Raw genomic sequence first — 19,118 nt, forward strand, 5'->3', positions numbered from 1 at the left:
CCACAGGGATTTTGCACGGCCTGATCAACGAGGATTCCTCTCACCATCGCGCACCGCATTATCGGTTTCTTCACGAACGCGTTCCGGGTCAAGGTCGGTGCCGTCGTCCTGGTCCATGGGGATGGCGCCTTCGTTGTTGGGCAGTTCGTCGATACCCGGCTCATCTTCAGGGTTGACGGTGGTGCGCCCCGGGCTCAATGGCTCGGGATGGGTGGGGATGGGGTCGTAGCCGCCCTGCTCTTCGCTGGGGAATTTAGGGTCATTCATTGGGGCACCTCGCATGGAGCCGTAAGGTCGGACTCTGATCATTCGAGGTGCCGGGATTTATCGCCGTTCCAATTTTTCAGTCACCGGTCGTCGGTGGCTGGGGCGACATGTCAGGACGACTGGAGTTGTTGGACGATCTTGTCCTTGACCTGCAAGCGCTTCTCCTTGAGCTTCTTCAGTGCGTCATCACTGGGCGCATCCGATTGGGCGGTTTCAGCCTTTACCACCTCGGCGTCCGCCTGCGAATACTTGTTGATCAGTGAATCCAGTAACGGATCCTTGGTGCGTTTTTGCTGGATATCTTCCTTTGAAAGTTTCAAGTCCTGATAAAGGTCGTGTGGCACCGGCATGGAACACCTCCGTTGTTGATCGGTGGCAAACGCGATCGATTGCGTTCACCAACTATCAGAATGGCCTCGGTCTGCGGGTTCTGTCGACCGCCTATCAGACCAGCGGTGTCCGTTCGTCGTCCTGTCGCAAACCCGATAAAACCTTTGCCCGTCCGTCGGCATCCACAGATTAACGATCACATGATCGTCCATGAAAACCTGTGTGGAGAATGACCAATGGACGGATTGACCCTGCGCCACCTCACTTTGGCCGTAGCCTTGAGCACCAGCATGGGCGCGGCTTTCGCGGCCACTGACAATGACTTCGTCGACAACGCGGCTGCCGGCGGTATCGCGGAAATTGAAACCAGCAAACTGGCACTGGAAAAAAGTGCCTCGGCCGACGTCAAGGCGTTTGCCAACATGATGATCACCGATCATTCCAAGGCGAATAAAGAACTGGCGGCCATCGCGAAGAAACATGATATCGAAGTGCCGGATGAAACGACGCTAGTGAAGCAGGCCAAGGAAAAGATCCTCGACATGCGTGACGAATCGTTCGACGCCGCCTACGCCAACAATCAGGTCAAGGCGCACGAAGACACCATCGAACTGTTCAAGAAAGAAGCCAACACCGTGACCGACGACAAAGTCAAAGGCGCTACCGAACTCAAAGGGTTCGCACAGAAAATGTTGCCGGGTCTGGAAAAACACCTGGATATGGCGAAAAAACTGCAAGCCGCCCATCCGAGCAAGTAACCCGCGCCAAAACAAAAAGACCGCCTCCATGGAGTAAAGCCGATCAGTTAAGCGAAAGCTGACTCTTGTAGGAGCGAGCTTGCTCGCGATGGACGCCAACGATAACGCGTATTTTCTGGATTCACGCGTCGTCCTGAAGTCCATCGCGAGCAAGCTCGCTCCTACGGAGTCGATGTGCGCGTATGAAAATATCCGGTGGGAGAAAACAACTATTTCATACGAGAAATGTCACTGACTTGCACCGGTCATTTTTTGGCGAATCGGCGCACACTTTCAGGGAGTCAAGACACATGGCAGCACTGCAAACCACCACACTCGAAGCGATCAAGAAAAGCCAGACGCAACTGCTTGCCGACTGGACCAGGAGTCTTGAGACCAGCGGTGCCTCGCGCAATATAAAAGAGCTGGATCTGAAGCAGCAGACCTCGGAATTTCTGCACTTGATCGTCGCCGGCCTTGAAAACGGCAACAGCCAGAATGTAGCGGCGCCAGGCTGGGACGAGATTCGCCAGTTTCTTGAAAAGCTCTCCCATACCCGTGCCCTGCTCGGCCAGGATTCGCAGCAGACCGCCAGTTTCATCTTCGCGTTGAAAGGCCCTCTGTTCGCCCTGTTGCAAAATCATTACCAGGACAATCCGGCACTGCTGGCCGAACAACTCTGGGAAGTCTCCGAACTGCTCGACGCGCTGGGCATGCACACGATCCGCACGTTCCAGAAATCCCGCGAAGCGGTGATCAAGCGACAGCAGGAAGAGCTGCTTGAGTTGTCGACCCCGGTGGTCAAGCTCTGGGACGGCGTCCTGGCGCTACCGATGATCGGCACCCTCGACTCGCAGCGCACTCAGGTAGTGATGGAATCGCTGTTGCAACGCATCGTCGACACCGGCTCGGAAATCGCCATCATCGACATTACTGGCGTGCCGACCGTCGACACCCTGGTCGCCCAGCACTTGCTCAAAACCGTGACCGCCATTCGCTTGATGGGCGCCGATTGCATCATCAGCGGCGTGCGTCCACAGATCGCCCAGACCATCGTGCACCTGGGGCTGGACCTGCAAGGCGTGGTCACCAAAGCCAACCTGGCCGATGCGCTGAAACTGGCCCTGACCCGACTGGGCATAACCGTCAGCAAGGCGGATTGAGCCGATGGAGCGTATTCCGATTTTGCAGATGGGCAACTTCCTGCTGGTGACCATCCAGGTCGACATGCACGACCAGTTGGCCCTGACGCTCCAGGATGATTTGTCCGAGCGCATCAGCCGGACATCTGCCCGGGGTGTGTTGATCGATATCTCGGCCCTGGACATGGTCGATTCGTTCATCGGCCGGATGATCGGCACCATTTCCGGGCTGTCGAAAATCATGGACGCCCAGACCGTGCTGGTCGGCATGCAGCCCGCCGTTGCGATCACGCTGGTTGAACTCGGGCTGACCCTGCCCGGTGTCAGCACTGCACTGAATGTCGAACGCGGAATGAAATTGCTTCAGGATCGAGTACGCGAGCAATGACCGTGCGCAGTAGCGGTAGCCAACCCATTCATATCGAACAGGACGTGGTCCTGGCGCGCCAGACCGCGCGTAAGCTGGCCACCGAATGCGGCATGCGTCTGATTGACCTGACCAAACTGGTGACCGCCGTCAGCGAGCTGGCGCGCAACACCATGGTGTATGGCGGTGGTGGCGACATGGACTGGCAAATCCTCGACGAAAACGCGCGCACCGGTTTGCGCCTGACATTCCGTGACGAAGGCCCGGGCATCCACGACATCAAACTGGCGATGACCGACGGCTGGACCTCCGGCAGCGGCCTCGGGCTGGGCCTGACCGGCGCCAAGCGGCTGGTGGAAGAGTTCGAACTCGACACCGCGCCCGGCAAAGGCACTCGCATAACGATCACGCGATGGACATGAATATCGGCGGTTCGATGACGCAGGTATTAATCATCGAAGACAGCAGCCAGATCGGTCACGCACGCCGCACCGCTCAGCGCCTCGCAGAAAAGAACGGCTTTGACGCCACGGATGCCGGGCGTGTGGCGCTGGTGGCCACAGAGCTTGCCACTAACATTATCAAGCACGCCACCCGCGGTGAACTGCATGTGAGGGTGTTGCCGCGCCCTTCAGGCTCAGGCATCGAAATGCTCGCCATCGACCGCGCCAATGGCTTTGATTTGCACGCGTGCCTGGCCGACGGGTTTTCCACCCGCGGCACCCAGGGCATTGGCCTTGGTGCGGTGTCGCGCCAAACCGACGTGTTCGATGCCTATGCCGATGCGCGGGGTGCCGTGCTGTTGACCCGGTTGTACCCGCGCAGCGACAAGGCGCCGGACCGGCGGATCGGCGTCAGCCAGCATTCATTGGGTAATGACCCGGCCTGCGGCGACGTCTGGCACCTGGCCTTCGACGGACCAAGCATCAGTGCGCTGGTGATCGACGGCCTGGGTCATGGCGAAGACGCCGAACGTGCCGCCCGCGCCGGCGAAAAAACCTTTGCCCGGTCGCCGTTCACCTCGCCGGTGCTGCTGCTGGAAGACATCCATCAGTCAATGATCGGGACGCGGGGTGGCGCCTTGGCCATCGCACAGTTCGATGGCGCGGCCAACGCGCTGAGATTCGTCGGGATCGGCAACATCGGTGCCTGCGTGATCGGCCCGGACAAAACCCGCGGCCTGGCCTCCCACCCTGGCATCGTCGGTGGGCAATACCGGAAAGCGCAGCCCTTTGACTATGCTCACGTGAACGGACATTTGTTGATCATGTACAGCGACGGCCTGCAGTCCCGTTGGAACCTGCAAGATTACCCCGGCCTGGTGCATCGGCACCCCGCCGTGATTGCCGCCATTCTGCACCGCGATTTCTGCCGTGGACGGGACGATGTCACAGTGTTGGTCATTGCTCTGGAGACGGCCCATGGCTAAGTCGCCCCTGAGTCAGATTGACGAACAAGCCGCGTTGGTGGCGCAGCTGCAAAGCGAAGTCGACGCTCTGCGCGAAGAGCTGGATGAAACCAACCAGGGCGTGCTGGCGCTGTACGCCGAGCTCGACACTCAGGCAGAAGAGCTGCGTCAGGCCTCAGACCTGAAAAGTCGTTTCCTGTCGTACATGAGCCACGAGTTCCGCACGCCGCTGGGTTCGATCCTGAGCATTGCCAGCCTGCTGACCGATGAAATCGACGGCCCCCTGAGTCTTGAACAGCACAAACAGGTCACCTTCGTCAGCACCGCCACGCGAGAGTTGAGCGACATGGTCGATGACTTGCTCGACCTCGCCAAGATCGAGGCCGGGCGCATCACCATCTCGCCCGCCTGGTTCGACATGTTTGACCTGTTCGCCGCCCTGCGTGGCATGTTCCGCCCGATTGTCGATGCGACCTCCGTGGACCTGATTTTCGAAGAACCGGTCGGTTTGCCACGGTTGTACACCGACGACAAAAAGCTCGCGCAAATCCTGCGCAACTTCATTGCCAACTCGCTGAAGTTCACCACCCGAGGCGAAATCCGCGTCTCGGCGCAGTTGGAGGGCAGCGACCAGGTACGCTTCGCCGTGACCGATACTGGAGTAGGTATCGCTGCCGAGCTGCATGGGGCATTGTTCGAAGACTTCTCCCAAGTCGACTCACCCCTGCAAAAACGCTTGCGCGGGACGGGTTTGGGACTGTCCTTGTGTAAACGCTTCGCGGCACTGCTGGGAGGTGACGTCGGGGTCAAGAGTACACCGGGGGTCGGCTCGACCTTCTTCGTGATCATCCCGCTGGCCATTGCCATGGAGCCCGCCGATGAAACGTGATATCCATCTGCTGATCGTCGATGACAACGTCGCCACGCGCTACGCCTTGCGTCGACGCCTGGAACCGCACGGCTACCTTGTGCTGGAAGCCGGGACCGGCGGTGACGGCCTGGCGTTGATCGAAAACCATACGATCGATGCGCTGATTCTGGACGTCAACCTGCCGGACATGAGCGGCTTCGACATCGTGCGCAAACTGCGTTCCGAAGCCGCCACCGCCCTGCTCCCGGTGATCCACGTGTCCGCCGCATCCATCCAGACCGGCGACATCATCACTGGCCTGGACGCCGGAGCCGACGCCTACCTGATCCACCCCGTGGACCCGGATGTGTTGCTCGCGACCTTGCGTACGCTGCTGCGGGTCCGTGATACCGAAAATGCCCTGCGTGAAAGCGAAGCGCGTTTTCGCGAGATTTTCGTCAACGTCTCGGCGCCCATCGCCGTGCTGGACGCGCAGTTCAAGGTGCATGAATGCAATCACGCGTTCGCCCGACTGATCCAGGACAATCGCGACCTGGACGCCCTGCGCGAGTGCTTCGCCGACCAGCAGGACGCGATCCTCGATGAACTGCGCTTGCGCCTGACCGCTGGCGAGCGCTGGAAAGGCACGCTGAACATGCGGGTCGAAGGTGAGTTGCGGGAAACCGAGTGGCAGATCTCGCCCTATCGCACGCCGGAGCTGAGCCTGGTGTTCGTGGAGGACGTCACCGAACATCGCCACCGCGAACGCTCGCACCTGGCCCGACTGGATGATGCGACGTCGCAGCTGGAACATGAAATCGCCGAACGAGTGCGTACCGAAGCGCAGTTGCTGCAAGTGCAGAAGATGGACGCACTGGGCAAACTCACCGGCGGCATCGCCCATGACTTCAACAACTTGCTGACCGGCATCATCACCAGCCTGGAGCTGATCCAGAAACGCGTCACTGACGGGCGCACCGACAAGGTCGTTCTTTACGCCGAAGCGGCACTGAACTCGGCCACCAGCGCCGCCTCGCTGACTCATCGCTTGCTGGCCTTTGCCCGCCAGCAACCGCTCGATACCCGGCCGGTGGACATCAACGAACACATCCGTTCGCTGGAAGAATTGCTGGTACGCACCATCGGCGAACACATTGCGCTGAAACTCGAACTGACCTCGAAGGCAGCGATTGCGCTGGTCGATCCGATTCAACTGGAAAGTGCGGTGCTGAATCTGGTGATCAACGCCCGCGATGCTCTGCCTCAGGGCGGCAATATCTGGGTCAGCACCTACGCGGCGTACTCACACGGCGATCTGAAACTGGCGGACGGGGCGTACGTCGCGCTGTCGGTGCGCGACGACGGCACCGGCATCGAACACAGCGTGATCGACAAGGTGTTCGACCCGTTTTTCACCACTAAGCCGCTGGGCCAGGGCACCGGGCTGGGGCTGTCGAGTATTTACGGGTTCGCCCGGCAATCCGGGGGCGATGCGCACATCCGCAGCGTGGCGCGACGCGGCACTGAAGTGACCATCATGCTGCCCGCCAGCGCTGATCCGACCCGCGCTGAAACGGAATCTTCGGCCGTGGACCCGCAAGGCTCGGGCGAGCATGTGCTGATTGTCGAAGACATGCCGTCGGTGCGCATGTTCGTTGCCGAAGTGCTGGTGGATGCGGGTTATCGCTGCACGCAGGTGGGTGATATCGAAGGTGCGCTGGAACGCCTGCAAAACGACCCTTCCATCAATCTGATGCTGACGGACGTGGGCCTGCCGCGCATGAACGGCCGGGAACTGGCGGACGTCGCCCGTGGCTGGCGCGAAGGGTTGCCGATCCTGTTCATGACCGGCTACGCGGAAAACGCCCTCAACCGCCAGGTGTTCCTCGGCGATGGCATGGACATGCTGATCAAGCCATTCCAGATCAGCGAGCTGCTGGACAAGGTCCGCCGCACCCTCGACTGCGCCTGACAAACCGATTCGCGAGCAAGTCAGATCGCCGCACCGCCGCTCCCACACTGGATCTGTGTCGTTCACAAATCACCTGTGGGAGCGGGCTTGCTCGCGAAGAGGCCAGCAAAAGCAACTCACCTCTCAAGCGTCCCCAAGCACCCGAGCCAAAAACGGCGCGGTCCGGCTCTTTTTGCTGCTGGCAACTTTCTGCGGCATGCCCGCCACCACAATCTTGCCGCCCTGATCCCCGGCCCCCGGCCCGATGTCGATCACCCAGTCACTCTGCGCCACCACGCGCATTTCATGTTCGACGACAATCACCGTGTGCCCCGCCGTGACCAGCGTGTTCAATTGCTCAAGCAAGCGATCGACATCCCGCGGGTGCAACCCGGTGGTGGGCTCGTCGAGCACATACAAGGTTGCGCCGCGCTGGTTGCGTTGCAGTTCGGTGGCCAGTTTGATCCGCTGGGCTTCGCCGCCGGACAACTCGGTCGCCGGCTGGCCGAGACGCAGATAGCCCAGACCGATGTCACGCAGCACCTCCAGTGAGCGACGGATACCCGGTTGCTCAACGAACACCTCTACCGCTTCCTCCACCGTCAACTGCAACACCTGGGCAATGTTCAAACCCTGCCAGGTAATCGCCAGCGTTTCCGGGTTGTAGCGCGCGCCATGGCACGTCGGGCATGGCGCGTAGACGCTGGGCATGAACAGCAACTCGACGCTGACAAAGCCTTCGCCTTCGCAGGTCGGGCAGCGGCCCTTGGCGACGTTGAAGGAGAACTGGCCGGCATCGTAGCCCTCGGCATGCGCCTCGGCTGTCGCGGCGTACAGTTTGCGCACGTTGTCGAACAGCCCGGTGTAGGTTGCCAGGTTCGAACGTGGCGTGCGGCCGATGGGTTTCTGATCGACTTGCACCAGCCGCTTGATCGACGCCAGCCCTGCGCTGACCTGTCCGCCACTGACGTGCGGCGCATCGTCTTCAAGGCTCAGCTCTTGCGGTTCGCTGTCACTCGCCCCACGCCCGAGATGCGCGCCCACCAGTTCCAGCAACGCCTGACTGACCAGGCTGGATTTGCCGGAGCCCGAAACGCCGGTCACCGAGGTGAAACAGCCCAGCGGAAACTCGACACTGAGATTGTCCAGGTTGTTGCGGGTGATGCCCTCCAGCCGTAGCCAATCGGTCGGCTTGCGGCTGGTTCGCGTCTGACGGACCTGATCGGCGAACAGGTACGCGCGCGTTTGCGAGTTCGTCACTTGCGCCAGACCTTGCGGCGGCCCGCTGTATAGAATCCGGCCACCATGCTCACCCGCCGCCGGCCCTACATCGATCAGCCAGTCGGCGCGACGCATGGTTTCCAGGTCATGCTCGACCACGAACAAGGTATTGCCAGCCGCTTTCAAGCGTTGCAGGGCTTCGAACAGCGCTTCGCCATCCGCCGGGTGCAAACCGGCGGACGGCTCATCCAGCACGTAAATCACCCCGAACAACTGCGAACCCAATTGCGTCGCCAGACGCAGGCGTTGCAACTCACCGGACGACAATGTCGGCGTGCTGCGCTCCAACGCCAGGTAACCGAGCCCCAGATCGGTCAACGTGCTGACCCGCTCCAGCAAGTCCTGGGCGATCCGCTGCGCGGCCAGGCGTTTTTCCACCGACAGGTTGGGCGTGTGGCGTACATCCGGCGCGTTGGCGTGACCACTGGCGCCGTGGGCCACTCGCTGCTCACGAGCCTCGCGGGTCTGGTCGTGGGTCAAGACCTCGCCCGCCTCATCGGCCTGTTCGAGGTAACTGTGAGCCGCCACCGGCTTCAAGACTTCGGCCACTTGCAGCAACGGCATTTGCGACAACTCGCCGATGTCGTAACCGGCGAACGTCACCGACAGCGCCTCGCGTTTGAGCCGTTTGCCGTCGCACACCGGGCACGGGCTGCCGAGCATGAATTGCGAAACGCGCTTCTTCATCAGCGCGCTTTGCGAATGGGTGAAGGTGTGCAGGATGTAGCGTCGGGCACCGGTGAAGGTGCCTTGGTAACTCGGTTCCATGATGCGCTTGAGTGCGACGCTGGTTTCTTCGGGCGTGAGCCCGGCATACACCGGAACAGTCGGGGTTTCCTCGGTGAAGAGAATCCAGTCGCGCTGCTTTTTTGGCAGATCGCGCCATGGCTTGTCGACGTCATAGCCCATGGTGACGAGGATGTCCCGCAGGTTCTGTCCCTGCCACGCCGTGGGCCAGGAGGCGACCGCGCGCTGGCGAATGGTCAGGCTGGGGTCCGGGACCATCAAGGCTTCAGTGACTTCATACACCCGCCCCAAACCATGACATTCCGAGCAAGCGCCTTGGGGTGTATTGGGCGAAAAATCTTCGGCGTACAGCATCGGCTGCCCCGGCGGATAGCTGCCGGCGCGGGAGTACAGCATGCGGATCAGGCTCGACAATGTGGTCACGCTGCCCACCGAAGACCGTGTGCTCGGCGTGCCCCGCTGTTGTTGCAAGGCGACCGCGGGTGGCAGGCCTTCGATGGAATCGACGTCCGGCACGCCGACCTGATCGATCAGGCGCCGCGCATACGGCGCCACGGATTCGAAATAGCGCCGCTGCGCTTCGGCGTACAGGGTCGAGAACGCCAGGGACGATTTCCCCGAACCGGATACGCCGGTGAACACCACCAGGGCATCCCGAGGGATGTCGACGTCAATGTTCTTGAGATTGTGTTCACGGGCACCGCGCACTCTGACCATGCCGGAAGGATTGGAGGTGCGCTTGGAAGTCATCAGGTGGCCTTGATCAAATTGCAGAAATAACACAGGCCCGGGTGGGAGCGGGCTTGCTCGCGAAGACAATTTATCATTCAACATTGATGTCGGCTGACACGACGCTTTCGTCGGAACGCCGCCCGGAGCAAGCCCGCTCCCACAGTTTGATTGGGGTTAGTCGTTGAGCACGGTGCGGACCATTCGGGTGAGCGACTCGGGGCTATAAGGTTTGCTCAGCAAAAAAGTGTCGGGGCTGAGTTGGTGATTGCGCGAAATAATGTCACGGGTGTGGCCGGACGTGAACAGCACCGCCACCGGTGGCGTCTGCACTTTGGCCCACGCCGCCAGGTCCGAACTTTTGATCAGCCCGGGCATGACCACGTCGGTGAAAATCAGCTCCACCGTCACGCCGTCCAGCAACATCTGCATAGCGGCATCGCCGTTGGAGGCGGTCAGGACCTGATAGCCCTCCTCGCTCAACAATTCCACCGCCGAAACGCGCACCGCTTCATTGTCCTCGACCACCAGAATGGTTTCATGGCCGCCGCGTTGCAGCGCGTCTGGGGTCGCTGTTTCATTGAGCAACGGCCGCAGGCTTCGCGGAAAATACAGCTGCACCCGAGTGCCCTGCCCCTCGACGCTGGACATCTCGATGTGCCCGTCACTCTGTTTGACGAAACCGAACACCATGCTCAGCCCCAAGCCCGTACCCTGGCCGTCGGCCTTGGTGGTGAAAAACGGTTCGAATGCTTGCGCGAGCACCTGCGGCGACATGCCGATGCCGGTATCGGCCACGGCGACGCGGACATAATCGCCCGCCGAAATCCCCTTGCCCGTGCAGAATTTGCGGTCGAGTGCGACGTTCTCGGCGCTCAGTTCAATGGTCCCTTCACCCTGCATGGCGTCGCGGGCATTGATTGCCAGATTGAGGATGGCGTTTTCCAGTTGATTGCGATCGACGTTGATGTGCCAGGACGCTTGAGGCAACCGCACATCAATCTGGATGGTTTCTCCCAGTGCCCGCTGCAACAGTTCGCCCAGGCCTTCGAAGATTTGCCGTGGGTCGCAGACCGCTGGCGACAGCGGCTGACGGCGGGCGAATGCGAGCAATTGCGAAGACAGCTTTGCGCCACGCTCCACCGCCGCAATCGATGCGCTGACCCGGCGCTGCACGTTGGCATTGTCCGGCTCATGCCGCGCCAGCAAGTGCAGGTTGCCGGCAATCACCTGCAACAGGTTATTGAAGTCGTGGGCCACGCCGCCCGTGAGACTGCCGATGGCTTCGAGTTTCTGTGACTGGCGCAGTTGTTCTTCCGCCGCCAGCCGCGCTTCGACTTCGTCGGCGACGCGCTGCTCCAGATTTCGGGTGAACTTGAGCAGGGATTCTTCGGCGGTCTTGCGCTCATGGATGTCGATCAACACGCCGGGAAAGCGAAATGGCTGGCCTTGCTCATCGAACTCACAGCAACCGCTGGCCTGCACCCACAGGTAGCTGCCGTCAGGGCGCAGAATCCGGTATTCGGCGTTGAAAGGCTCGCCGGTGGTGACGGATCGATCGACCTGCTCGTTGACCCAGCTGCGGTCATCGGGGTGAATCCGCGCTTCAGCGAAGTCCGTCGGCAAGTCGCCGAGGTTATGCCCGGCCGGATAGGAAAAGGTCCGGGCAAAACGTTCATCGCCGGTGAGCAGATTGCCCTTGATGTCCCACACGAACGAGCCGAGCAAGGCACCGGCATTCAACGCCAGGCGCACCCGCTCATTGTCGGCGCGGTAGGCATCTTCGGCTTCCTGGCGACGGCGCTCGGAAATCACATGGTCAGTGGTTTCGACCACCATGGCCATGACCCCGGCCGGCGCGCCTTTGTCATTGGCCACCGGGCTGTAATAGAGGTCCAGCCAGACGTCTTCGGGGACGCCGTCCCTCAACAGCACCAGCTCTTTGTTGCGATAGGACAAGGTGCCGCCGGCCAGGCAGGTATCGACCACATGCCGGTTGAACTCGGCGACTTCCGGCCAGCCCAGCTCCACCGGGGAGCCGAGCAGGTAAGGATGCCGGCCACCGGCGAACGACGAGTACGCATCGTTATAAATCATGTAACCGGGGCGGCCCCACAGCATCACCATCGGCAGTGACGAGGCGAGCAACAGCTGCACCGCGCTGCACAGGCTGGCGGGCCAGGTGTCGATACTTCCCAGCTCGGTCCGGCTCCAGTCGAACGCGCGGATGCGCCCGGCCATTTCGCCGTTCCAACCGGCACACCCGTGGCTATCGTCTAGAAAATGCATCGACTGGCTCTGTGTCCTGTAAATGGCGCCCGATTGTTTCGAGCATCGCGGATGCCGATGGTTTCATAGAGGTATAGCTGATTCTCACGGCGATCTATGGCAACCACAGATCCCTGTAGGAGCGAGCTTGCTCGCGATGGATGTCAAGGCGCCGCGTTTATCCAGGCGTCCCCCGATTTCGTTAACGTCCATCGCGAGCAAGCTCGCTCCTACAGGGATCAATGGAAATCCCGGCTGCGTACGCTGATGCCATCCAATAGTGGGCTCAGGTCACTCAAACGTCCGGCGATCAAATGCCGCACCTCGCCTTCCTTCTCCCAGCGCCCATCGACCTTGAGCAACTGCGATCCGACCAACACCTGCCGTTGCCGCTCGGCCAGGTCGCGCCAGACCACCACATTGACGTTGCCGAACTCGTCTTCTAGGGTGACGAAGGTCACGCCACTGGCGGTGCCCGGACGCTGTCGACCGGTCACCAGCCCGGCGACGCTGACCGGTCGGCCATGCTCGACCTCCAGCAGTTCCTTCGAACTGCGGCAGCGCCGGGCTTTCAATTCGCCCCGCAACAGGGCCAGCGGATGCGGGCCGAGGGTGGTGCCGAGACTGTTGTAATCGGCCAGCAGGTCTTCACCGACCGTGGGTTTTGGCAACGCCACCGCGTCCTCTTCCTGGCTCGGCAAACCGGCGAACAAACCCAATTGTTTCTGCACCCCCGCCACCTCCCAGCGCGCCCGATGCCGGTCACCGGCCAGCCCACGCAACGCGCCGGCATCGGCCAGGTGCTCCTGCGCACGGGCATCGAGCCGCGCCCGTTCGCCGAGGTCGGCGATGTCGATAAACGCCCCCCTCGACCTCGCGATTTCGATTCGCCTCGCATCGTCCTCGCGAAAGCCCTTGATCATCCGCAGCCCCATGCGAATCGCCGGCTGCGCGCCGATGATCGGTTCGAGGCTGCAATCCCAGTCGCTGGCGCGCACGTCCACCGGGCGAATCTGCAAATGATGCCGGCGAGCGTCCTGCAGAATCTGGTCCGGGCTGTAGAAACCCATGGGCCAGCTGTTGATCAGCGCGCAGGCGAAGGCCGCCGGTTCGTGGCATTTCAACCAGCAACTGGCATAGGTCAGCAAGGCAAAACTGGCGGCGTGGGACTCGGGGAATCCGTAGCTGCCAAAGCCTTTGATCTGCTCGAAAATCTGCGCGGCGAATTCTGGCGTGTAGCCTTTTTTCTTCATGCCCGCAGCGAGGCGATCCTTGTGCGGTTCGAGACCTCCGTGACGTTTCCAGGCCGCCATGGAGCGGCGCAACTGATCCGCTTCGCCGGGACTGTAGCTGGCGGCGACAATCGCAATCTGCATGACCTGCTCCTGAAACAGCGGCACACCGAGGGTACGCTTCAACACTTCCCTCAACTCTTCGGAAGGGTAGCTTTCGAGCTCTTCCTTGTTTCGCCGCCGCAGATACGGATGCACCATCCCGCCCTGAATAGGTCCCGGGCGAACGATGGCCACCTCAATCACCAGGTCATAGAACTTGCGGGGCTTGAGCCTGGGCAGCATCGACATTTGTGCCCGGGATTCGATCTGGAATACGCCGATGGTGTCGGCACGGCTGATCATGTCGTAGGTTTGCGGGTCTTCGGAGGGCACCGTGGCCAGACTCAAGTCCAGGTCGCGATGACGGCGAAGCAGATCGAAACAACGACGAATCGCGCTGAGCATGCCCAAGGCCAGAATATCCACTTTGAGCAGCCCGACCGCATCGAGATCATCCTTGTCCCACTGAATGATGGTGCGCTCGGCCATCGCCGCGTTTTCCACCGGCACGAGGCTGTCCAGCGGCTGCTCGGAAATGACGAAGCCGCCGGGGTGCTGGGACAGGTGCCGGGGGAAACCGATCAGCTGTTGCGTCAAACTCAACACCCGGCGCAGCACCGGGCTCTCGGGATCGAACCCCCCTTCAAGCAGGCGCTCGACGGGCGGCGCCTTGTCACTCCAGTGTCCGCAGCAATCGGCCAGGGCATTGATCTGATCCGGCGGTAAACCCAGGGCCTTGGCCACATCGCGTACCGCGCCGGCCGCGTGATAGGTGCTGACCACCGCGGTCAACGCTGCGCGGGTCCGGCCATAGCGCTGAAACACGTACTGCAAGACTTCTTCGCGGCGTTCGTGCTCGAAGTCCACATCAATATCCGGCGGCTCGTTGCGTTCCTTGGAGAGAAAACGCTCAAACAGCATGTTCATGCGGTCCGGATCGATCTCGGTGATGCCCAAGGCGAAACACACCGCCGAGTTGGCCGCAGAACCTCGACCCTGACAGAGAATTTTCTCGCGTCGGGCGAAGGCAACAATGTCCTGAACGGTCAGGAAATAGCTTTCGTAACCCAGCTCGGCGATCAGCCCCAGCTCCTTGTCGATCAACCCGCGCACCTTCTCGCTCGCACCTGCGGGCCAACGCTCGCGAATGCCACGTTCGGTCAACTCGCTCAGCCAGGACGCTGCGCTGTGACCTTCCGGCACCAGTTCGCGGGGATACTGATAACGCAACTGGCCAAGATCAAAGGTGCAGCGTCGGGCAATGGTCAGCGTTTCATCGAGCAGCGCTTGCGGGTAGATCGATTGCAAAACATCGAGGCTGCGCAGATGCCGCTCGCCATTGGGGTGCAGGCGCAACCCGGCCTCGGCCACCGGCAGGTGATAACGGATGGCGGTCATGGTGTCCTGCAAGGCGCGCCGGCCACGGGTGTGCATGTGCACATCGCCGCTGGCCACTGCCGGGATTTGCAGTTCCCGCGCCAGCATCAACAGCTCGTTCAGCCGTCGGGTATCGTCCTGACCTCGATGCAGCTGGACCGCCAGCCACAGGCCTTCGGCGAAGGTCTGCTTCAGCCAGTGACCGCTTGCAAAATCATCCACCGCATCCGGCACCCACAACACCAACAGCCCCGGCAACGGCTCGCTGAAATCCTCCCGCAACACCTGATACTGGCCTTTTTGCGTGCGACGCCGCGCCCGGGTAATCAGCCGGCACAGGTTTTGATAGCCCTCAAGGTTCTCCACCAGCAACACCAGTTTCGGACCGTTCTCGATGCGTACTTCGCTGCCGATAATCAGCGGCAGCTCCACGGATTTGGCCGCTTGCCAGGCGCGGACAATGCCGGCCAGGGTGCATTCATCGGTGATCGCCAGCGCTTGATAACCCTGTTTTTTCGCCTGTTGAAAGAGTTCAAGGGCACTGGAAGCACCGCGCTGGAAACTGAAGTTCGACAGGCAGTGCAACTCGGCATAGTCGATGCTCATGCGAACCAGCCCTGCAACCACAACGGGCCGGTTTCGCCGACTGCACGATAGGCCCAGCCCTGCTGGCCGGAACGGGTTTCGATCAGGTAGTAATCGCGGCGCACGTCGTCGCCGTCCCACCAACCGGACTCGATGCGCTCCGGGCCCATGAGGATGCGCGTCGAACCTTCGTGGACCGCCTGCGGTTCCGTCAGCAACCAACCCGGACGCTGCACGCCCGGCATGACACCGCAACGCTGACTGTCGACACTGGCCTGCCACGCGCACTCCGGCCGGTGATCGGCCTGGAACCGCAAGCCATGCACCGCGTCATCCCCCAACCGCGCGCGCAAGCGTTCGCGCAGTTGCTCCCAGGGCAAGGACTGCTGCGGGCGATCGTCGAACAGTTCCTGATACTGGGGAACGAAGGCCGGCAAGTCTTCGGCGCGCAGGCGAAAGCCGCGCACCGGCGCCTCGACCTGGACTTGTTCCAGGCGCCCTCGGGCCAATTCGAAGAGCATTGCTGGATCGCGCTCGGCGCTGAGCAGGCCGACCTTGATCACGCTGTCCGGTAACCCGGCGTGTTCCAGGTGCAGGTCGAAACGCTGCACGCCGCTGTCGCGACCGCACAGGAACGCCGACAGATCGCCGGTCAACCGGCGTAACGGAAACAGCAGCGCCTGATGGGAGTGCACGTCGAAATTGAGCTCGATGCGCACATCGAACCGGTCCGGCGGCAGATAGAACGCCAGGGCCAGTCGCCGCGTACCCAGCAGAGCATCCAGGTGCTTGAGCACCTGAGACTCGAAACGCCGGGCCAGACTCTGCCGGGGCAACGCCTGCACCTGACTCAAGGTACGCAGCCCCATGCGCGACAACGCCGTGGCGACGCTGGCCTCCAGCCCGATCCGGTCGACGGGCAATTGCCCCAGATGATGCTGCAAGGCCTGATCGTCGGGCACCACCAGACCGTCATAGGCGTTGGCCAGAATCCGCGCCGCCACCGGGTTGGGTGCCGCAACGATCCGATGCCGAAACCCCAGCTCGCCGAGTTCAGCGCGCAATCGCGCTTCGAGTTGCGGCCAGTCCCCGAACAAACCCAGGCTGGACTCGATTTCAAACACCACCGCACGCGGGTAATGCACGCTGACCTGGGAGCTGAAGCGGTAGGCCCACGCGGCCAGAAACTGCTGCCAGTGCTCGATTTCGGCCGCGTCGTATTCCGCCGTGACAAAGCCTTTGCTCAAGGCCTGGGCGGCGGTCATCGACTGGCCGGGGCGCAAGCCCAGCGCCCGCGCCGAAGCGTTGACCGCCTGCAACACCCGACGCTGCGCCGGGCCGGTCAGCAGCGCCAGCGGCTCATCGGGGTCGGCGCGTTGACGCAGTACCGCGTCCAGCGCCAATTGCGGGAAAAGAATGCAGACCCAGCGCATGGCAACCTCAATGCCCCACGGGGAAGGCAATCGGCGCCGAACGGGCCAGCCCGCCCCGGCACTTGAGCACGCGCAATTGTGCTGGCCTGGCGTCGATGGCGATGCGCAGCGCGGCCGGTGACGGGTTGATCGCTTCATTGATCGAGCGGTAGGCGAACGCCAGGGTCGAGCCGGTTTCCGCCGCGACCTGCAAGCGGCGCAACGCCCGGTCATCGGCCTTGTGCGGCCAGCACAGCACCGCGCCGCAACTGCCCGAACGCAGGCATTGTTCCGCCGCCCACAGCGCATCGCGCTCGCTGGCCTGGATGATCGACAACTGGCGCAGATCGACCCCGGCGTTTTGCCACGCTTGCGGATACGGCACGTACGGCGGCGCCACCAGCACGATGCGCTCGCCCGCCGCCGACAGCCGCGCCAGCGCCGGCCACACCAGTTGCAACTCGCCAACGCCCTGCCCGGCCAGAAGGATTTCGGTCAGTGCCGCTTCCGGCCAGCCACCGTTGGGCAACGCCGCATCCAGCGCGGCATGCCCGGTGGGTTGCGGGCTGACGGTCGGGGGCGCAGGCCGGCCTTTCCAGACCTGGCCGCCATTGAACAGCGTATCCAGCGCAACGACGGCGCCCATCACCCTTGCCTCACCAGACCGCAGAACACCCCTTCGATCGCGAGGTCCTGATCGGGTTGAACGATGATCGGCTGGTAGGCCGGGTTACGCGGCAACAGGCGCACCGCGTCGCCGACCCGCTCGAAACGCTTGATGGTCACTTCGCCGTCGAGCCGCGCCACGACGATCTGGCCGTTAAATGCCTCGGGGTTGCGGTGCACGCCAACCAGATCGCCGTCGAGAATGCCGTCCTCGATCATCGAATCGCCTTTTACCCGCAGCATGTAGTCCGGCACCCGCGAAAAAATCGAAGGATCGAGCAACAACCGACTGTGCACCTCGGCATCGGCACCGATCGGCGCACCCGCGGCCACCCGGCCGAGGACCGGAATATCCAGCAACTCGGGCCGCGCCGGTTGCCCGAGCAAGCGAATGCCCCGGGCCTGATGCGGATTGACCTCGATGAAACCGGCTTCGGTCAGCGCCAGCACGTGCTTGCGCGCCACGCTGCGGGAGGCGAAACCGAAGGCCTCGCTGATTTCAGCGAGGCTCGGGGACTGGCCGTGCTCCGCGATTCGATCGCGGATAAAGGTCAGGATGGCGGTACGGCGGGGAGTTAAAGTCGTCATGGAGTACATTTGTACTCTTTTGCTTTGATCCTGGCAAGGACCCTGTAGGAGCGAGCTTGCTCGCGAAAAACGTTTGAACCACGCGGTCATCCAGACTGCCCGCATTACCGTTAACGTCCATCGCGAGCAAGCTCGCTCCTACAAGGGGGACGCCAGAAACCCTGCGATGTAATCGATAAACGCCAGGACCTTGGCCGTCGCCCGCCGATGGCTCGGGTACACCGCCAGAATATGCGCGCCAAAGCTGTCCGGATCGATGTCGTAGTCAGCCATCATCCGCACCAGCCGCCCGTCGGCGATGTACGGCGCAGCACTCCACAAAGGCGTGTGCAGCAAGCCGCGCCCGGCCAGTGCGTTGGCCAGCAGCAGGTCGTAATTGTCGCTGCGCAAACGCGGCGACGGCGGTTGCGGCAGGCTCAGGCGCTGCCCGTCGCGCTCGGCCCACCAGAATTCGCGGCTGAGCAACGGATGGCGATACAGCAGCCATTCGTGCTCATCGAGGGTTTGCGGCGTGACCGGCAGCGCCTTGCGCGCCAGATACGCCGGGCTGGCGCACAACGCCAGGCGATTGCTGCCGACGACGCGGGCGATCAACCCCGGCAAATCGTCATGGCCTTCGCGCAACGCGAGGTCATAGCCGCTTTCCAGCAGGTTGACGAACTCATCGCACAGGTCCACTTGCAGATTGATCTGCGGGTATTGCTCCAGAAAACCGCCGCAGACCTGATCCAGAAAAGCCTGCCCGTAAGCCAGCGGCGCGGTGATTTTCAGGTTGCCACGCAAGCCATGCTGCAACTGCTCGATTTCCTCGCCCGCCTCGTCCAGCCGCTGCAACACCTGGCGTGCGGTTTCCAGGTAAAGCCGGCCCGATTCCGTCAGCAGAATTCGGCGGGTGCTGCGCTCGAACAATCGGGCACCCAGTTCCGCTTCCAGGTGATTGACCGCTTTGGTCAGGGCCGACGGTGTCTTGCCCAATTGCTCGGCGGCGCGACTGAAACTGCCCAGTTGCGCCGTGGCCACAAACATTTTCAATGCACCCAACTTGTCCATGCTTTTTCCATTCAGGCAAAAACGTTTTT

The 19,118-nt window shown here is 62.0% G+C and carries 16 protein-coding genes; 7 read left to right on the plus strand and 9 right to left on the minus strand.

Annotation, left to right across the window (positions count from 1 at the left end; all coding sequences use genetic code 11):
- Positions 1-24: 24 nt before the first annotated feature.
- Together ACA073_RS14060 and ACA073_RS14065 are read right to left on the minus strand one after the other, a co-directional pair.
- Positions 25-267, minus strand: coding sequence for a hypothetical protein (locus ACA073_RS14060; RefSeq protein ID WP_497396977.1), 243 nt, complete (start codon positions 265-267; stop codon positions 25-27).
- A 110-nt stretch (positions 268-377) separates the two neighbouring features.
- Positions 378-617 carry a DUF465 domain-containing protein gene (locus tag ACA073_RS14065; protein WP_214382902.1) on the minus strand — a complete coding sequence of 80 codons (240 nt, stop codon included), beginning with the start codon at positions 615-617 and terminating at the stop codon, positions 378-380.
- A 216-nt stretch (positions 618-833) separates the two neighbouring features.
- Here ACA073_RS14065 and ACA073_RS14070 point away from each other — a divergent pair, with 216 nt between their 5' ends.
- The 7 genes from ACA073_RS14070 to ACA073_RS14100 all read left to right on the plus strand — a co-directional run bounded on the left by ACA073_RS14070 (position 834) and on the right by ACA073_RS14100 (position 7,073).
- The gene (locus ACA073_RS14070; RefSeq protein WP_497396979.1) at positions 834-1,355 is read left to right on the plus strand and encodes a DUF4142 domain-containing protein; all 522 of its coding nucleotides are present in this window, start codon (positions 834-836) and stop codon (positions 1,353-1,355) included.
- 290 nt (positions 1,356-1,645) lie between these two features.
- Positions 1,646-2,497, plus strand: coding sequence for an STAS domain-containing protein (locus tag ACA073_RS14075; RefSeq protein ID WP_497396981.1), 852 nt, complete (start codon positions 1,646-1,648; stop codon positions 2,495-2,497).
- A gap of 4 nt (positions 2,498-2,501) precedes the next feature.
- A complete protein-coding gene (locus tag ACA073_RS14080; RefSeq protein ID WP_084323448.1) occupies positions 2,502-2,864 on the plus strand; it encodes an STAS domain-containing protein in 363 nt (120 codons plus the stop codon).
- Positions 2,861-3,265 (plus strand): ATP-binding protein, encoded by a 405-nt coding sequence (locus tag ACA073_RS14085; protein WP_497396983.1) that lies wholly within the window; start codon positions 2,861-2,863, stop codon positions 3,263-3,265. The genes ACA073_RS14080 and ACA073_RS14085 overlap by 4 nt, the downstream gene beginning before the upstream one ends.
- On the plus strand, positions 3,262-4,272 hold the full coding sequence (locus ACA073_RS14090; RefSeq protein WP_497404097.1) for an ATP-binding protein: 1,011 nt from the start codon (positions 3,262-3,264) through the stop codon (positions 4,270-4,272). The genes ACA073_RS14085 and ACA073_RS14090 overlap by 4 nt, the downstream gene beginning before the upstream one ends.
- Positions 4,265-5,140 (plus strand): sensor histidine kinase, encoded by an 876-nt coding sequence (locus ACA073_RS14095; protein WP_497396985.1) that lies wholly within the window; start codon positions 4,265-4,267, stop codon positions 5,138-5,140. Before ACA073_RS14090 ends, ACA073_RS14095 begins: the two co-directional genes overlap by 8 nt.
- Entirely contained in the window at positions 5,130-7,073 is a 1,944-nt protein-coding gene (locus ACA073_RS14100; RefSeq protein ID WP_497396987.1) for a PAS domain-containing hybrid sensor histidine kinase/response regulator, read from the plus strand. The genes ACA073_RS14095 and ACA073_RS14100 overlap by 11 nt, the downstream gene beginning before the upstream one ends.
- A gap of 123 nt (positions 7,074-7,196) precedes the next feature.
- On the opposite strand, the gene ACA073_RS14105 is transcribed toward ACA073_RS14100, so the two are convergent.
- The 7 genes from ACA073_RS14105 to ACA073_RS14135 form a co-directional block, all read right to left on the minus strand.
- Entirely contained in the window at positions 7,197-9,830 is a 2,634-nt protein-coding gene (locus ACA073_RS14105; protein ID WP_497396988.1) for an excinuclease ABC subunit UvrA, read from the minus strand.
- A 156-nt stretch (positions 9,831-9,986) separates the two neighbouring features.
- Positions 9,987-12,098, minus strand: coding sequence for a hybrid sensor histidine kinase/response regulator (locus ACA073_RS14110; protein WP_497396990.1), 2,112 nt, complete (start codon positions 12,096-12,098; stop codon positions 9,987-9,989).
- Positions 12,099-12,316: 218 nt separating this feature from the next.
- Positions 12,317-15,415 (minus strand): error-prone DNA polymerase, encoded by a 3,099-nt coding sequence (locus tag ACA073_RS14115; RefSeq protein WP_497396992.1) that lies wholly within the window; start codon positions 15,413-15,415, stop codon positions 12,317-12,319.
- Complete coding sequence (locus ACA073_RS14120) at positions 15,391-16,806, minus strand: Y-family DNA polymerase (protein ID WP_497396994.1); 1,416 nt, start codon at positions 16,804-16,806, stop codon at positions 15,391-15,393. The genes ACA073_RS14115 and ACA073_RS14120 overlap by 25 nt, the downstream gene beginning before the upstream one ends.
- Before the next feature lie 7 nt (positions 16,807-16,813).
- On the minus strand, positions 16,814-17,431 hold the full coding sequence (imuA, locus tag ACA073_RS14125; RefSeq protein WP_497396996.1) for a translesion DNA synthesis-associated protein ImuA: 618 nt from the start codon (positions 17,429-17,431) through the stop codon (positions 16,814-16,816).
- Positions 17,431-18,048: a transcriptional repressor LexA gene (gene lexA / locus ACA073_RS14130; protein ID WP_461954245.1), complete on the minus strand. Its 618-nt coding sequence runs from the start codon at positions 18,046-18,048 to the stop codon at positions 17,431-17,433. Before lexA ends, imuA begins: the two co-directional genes overlap by 1 nt.
- Positions 18,049-18,177: 129 nt before the next feature.
- Positions 18,178-19,089, minus strand: coding sequence for a LysR family transcriptional regulator (locus ACA073_RS14135; RefSeq protein ID WP_497396998.1), 912 nt, complete (start codon positions 19,087-19,089; stop codon positions 18,178-18,180).
- Positions 19,090-19,118: the final 29 nt, after the last annotated feature.

It is taken from the genome of Pseudomonas sp. LBUM1670 (assembly GCF_059695695.1).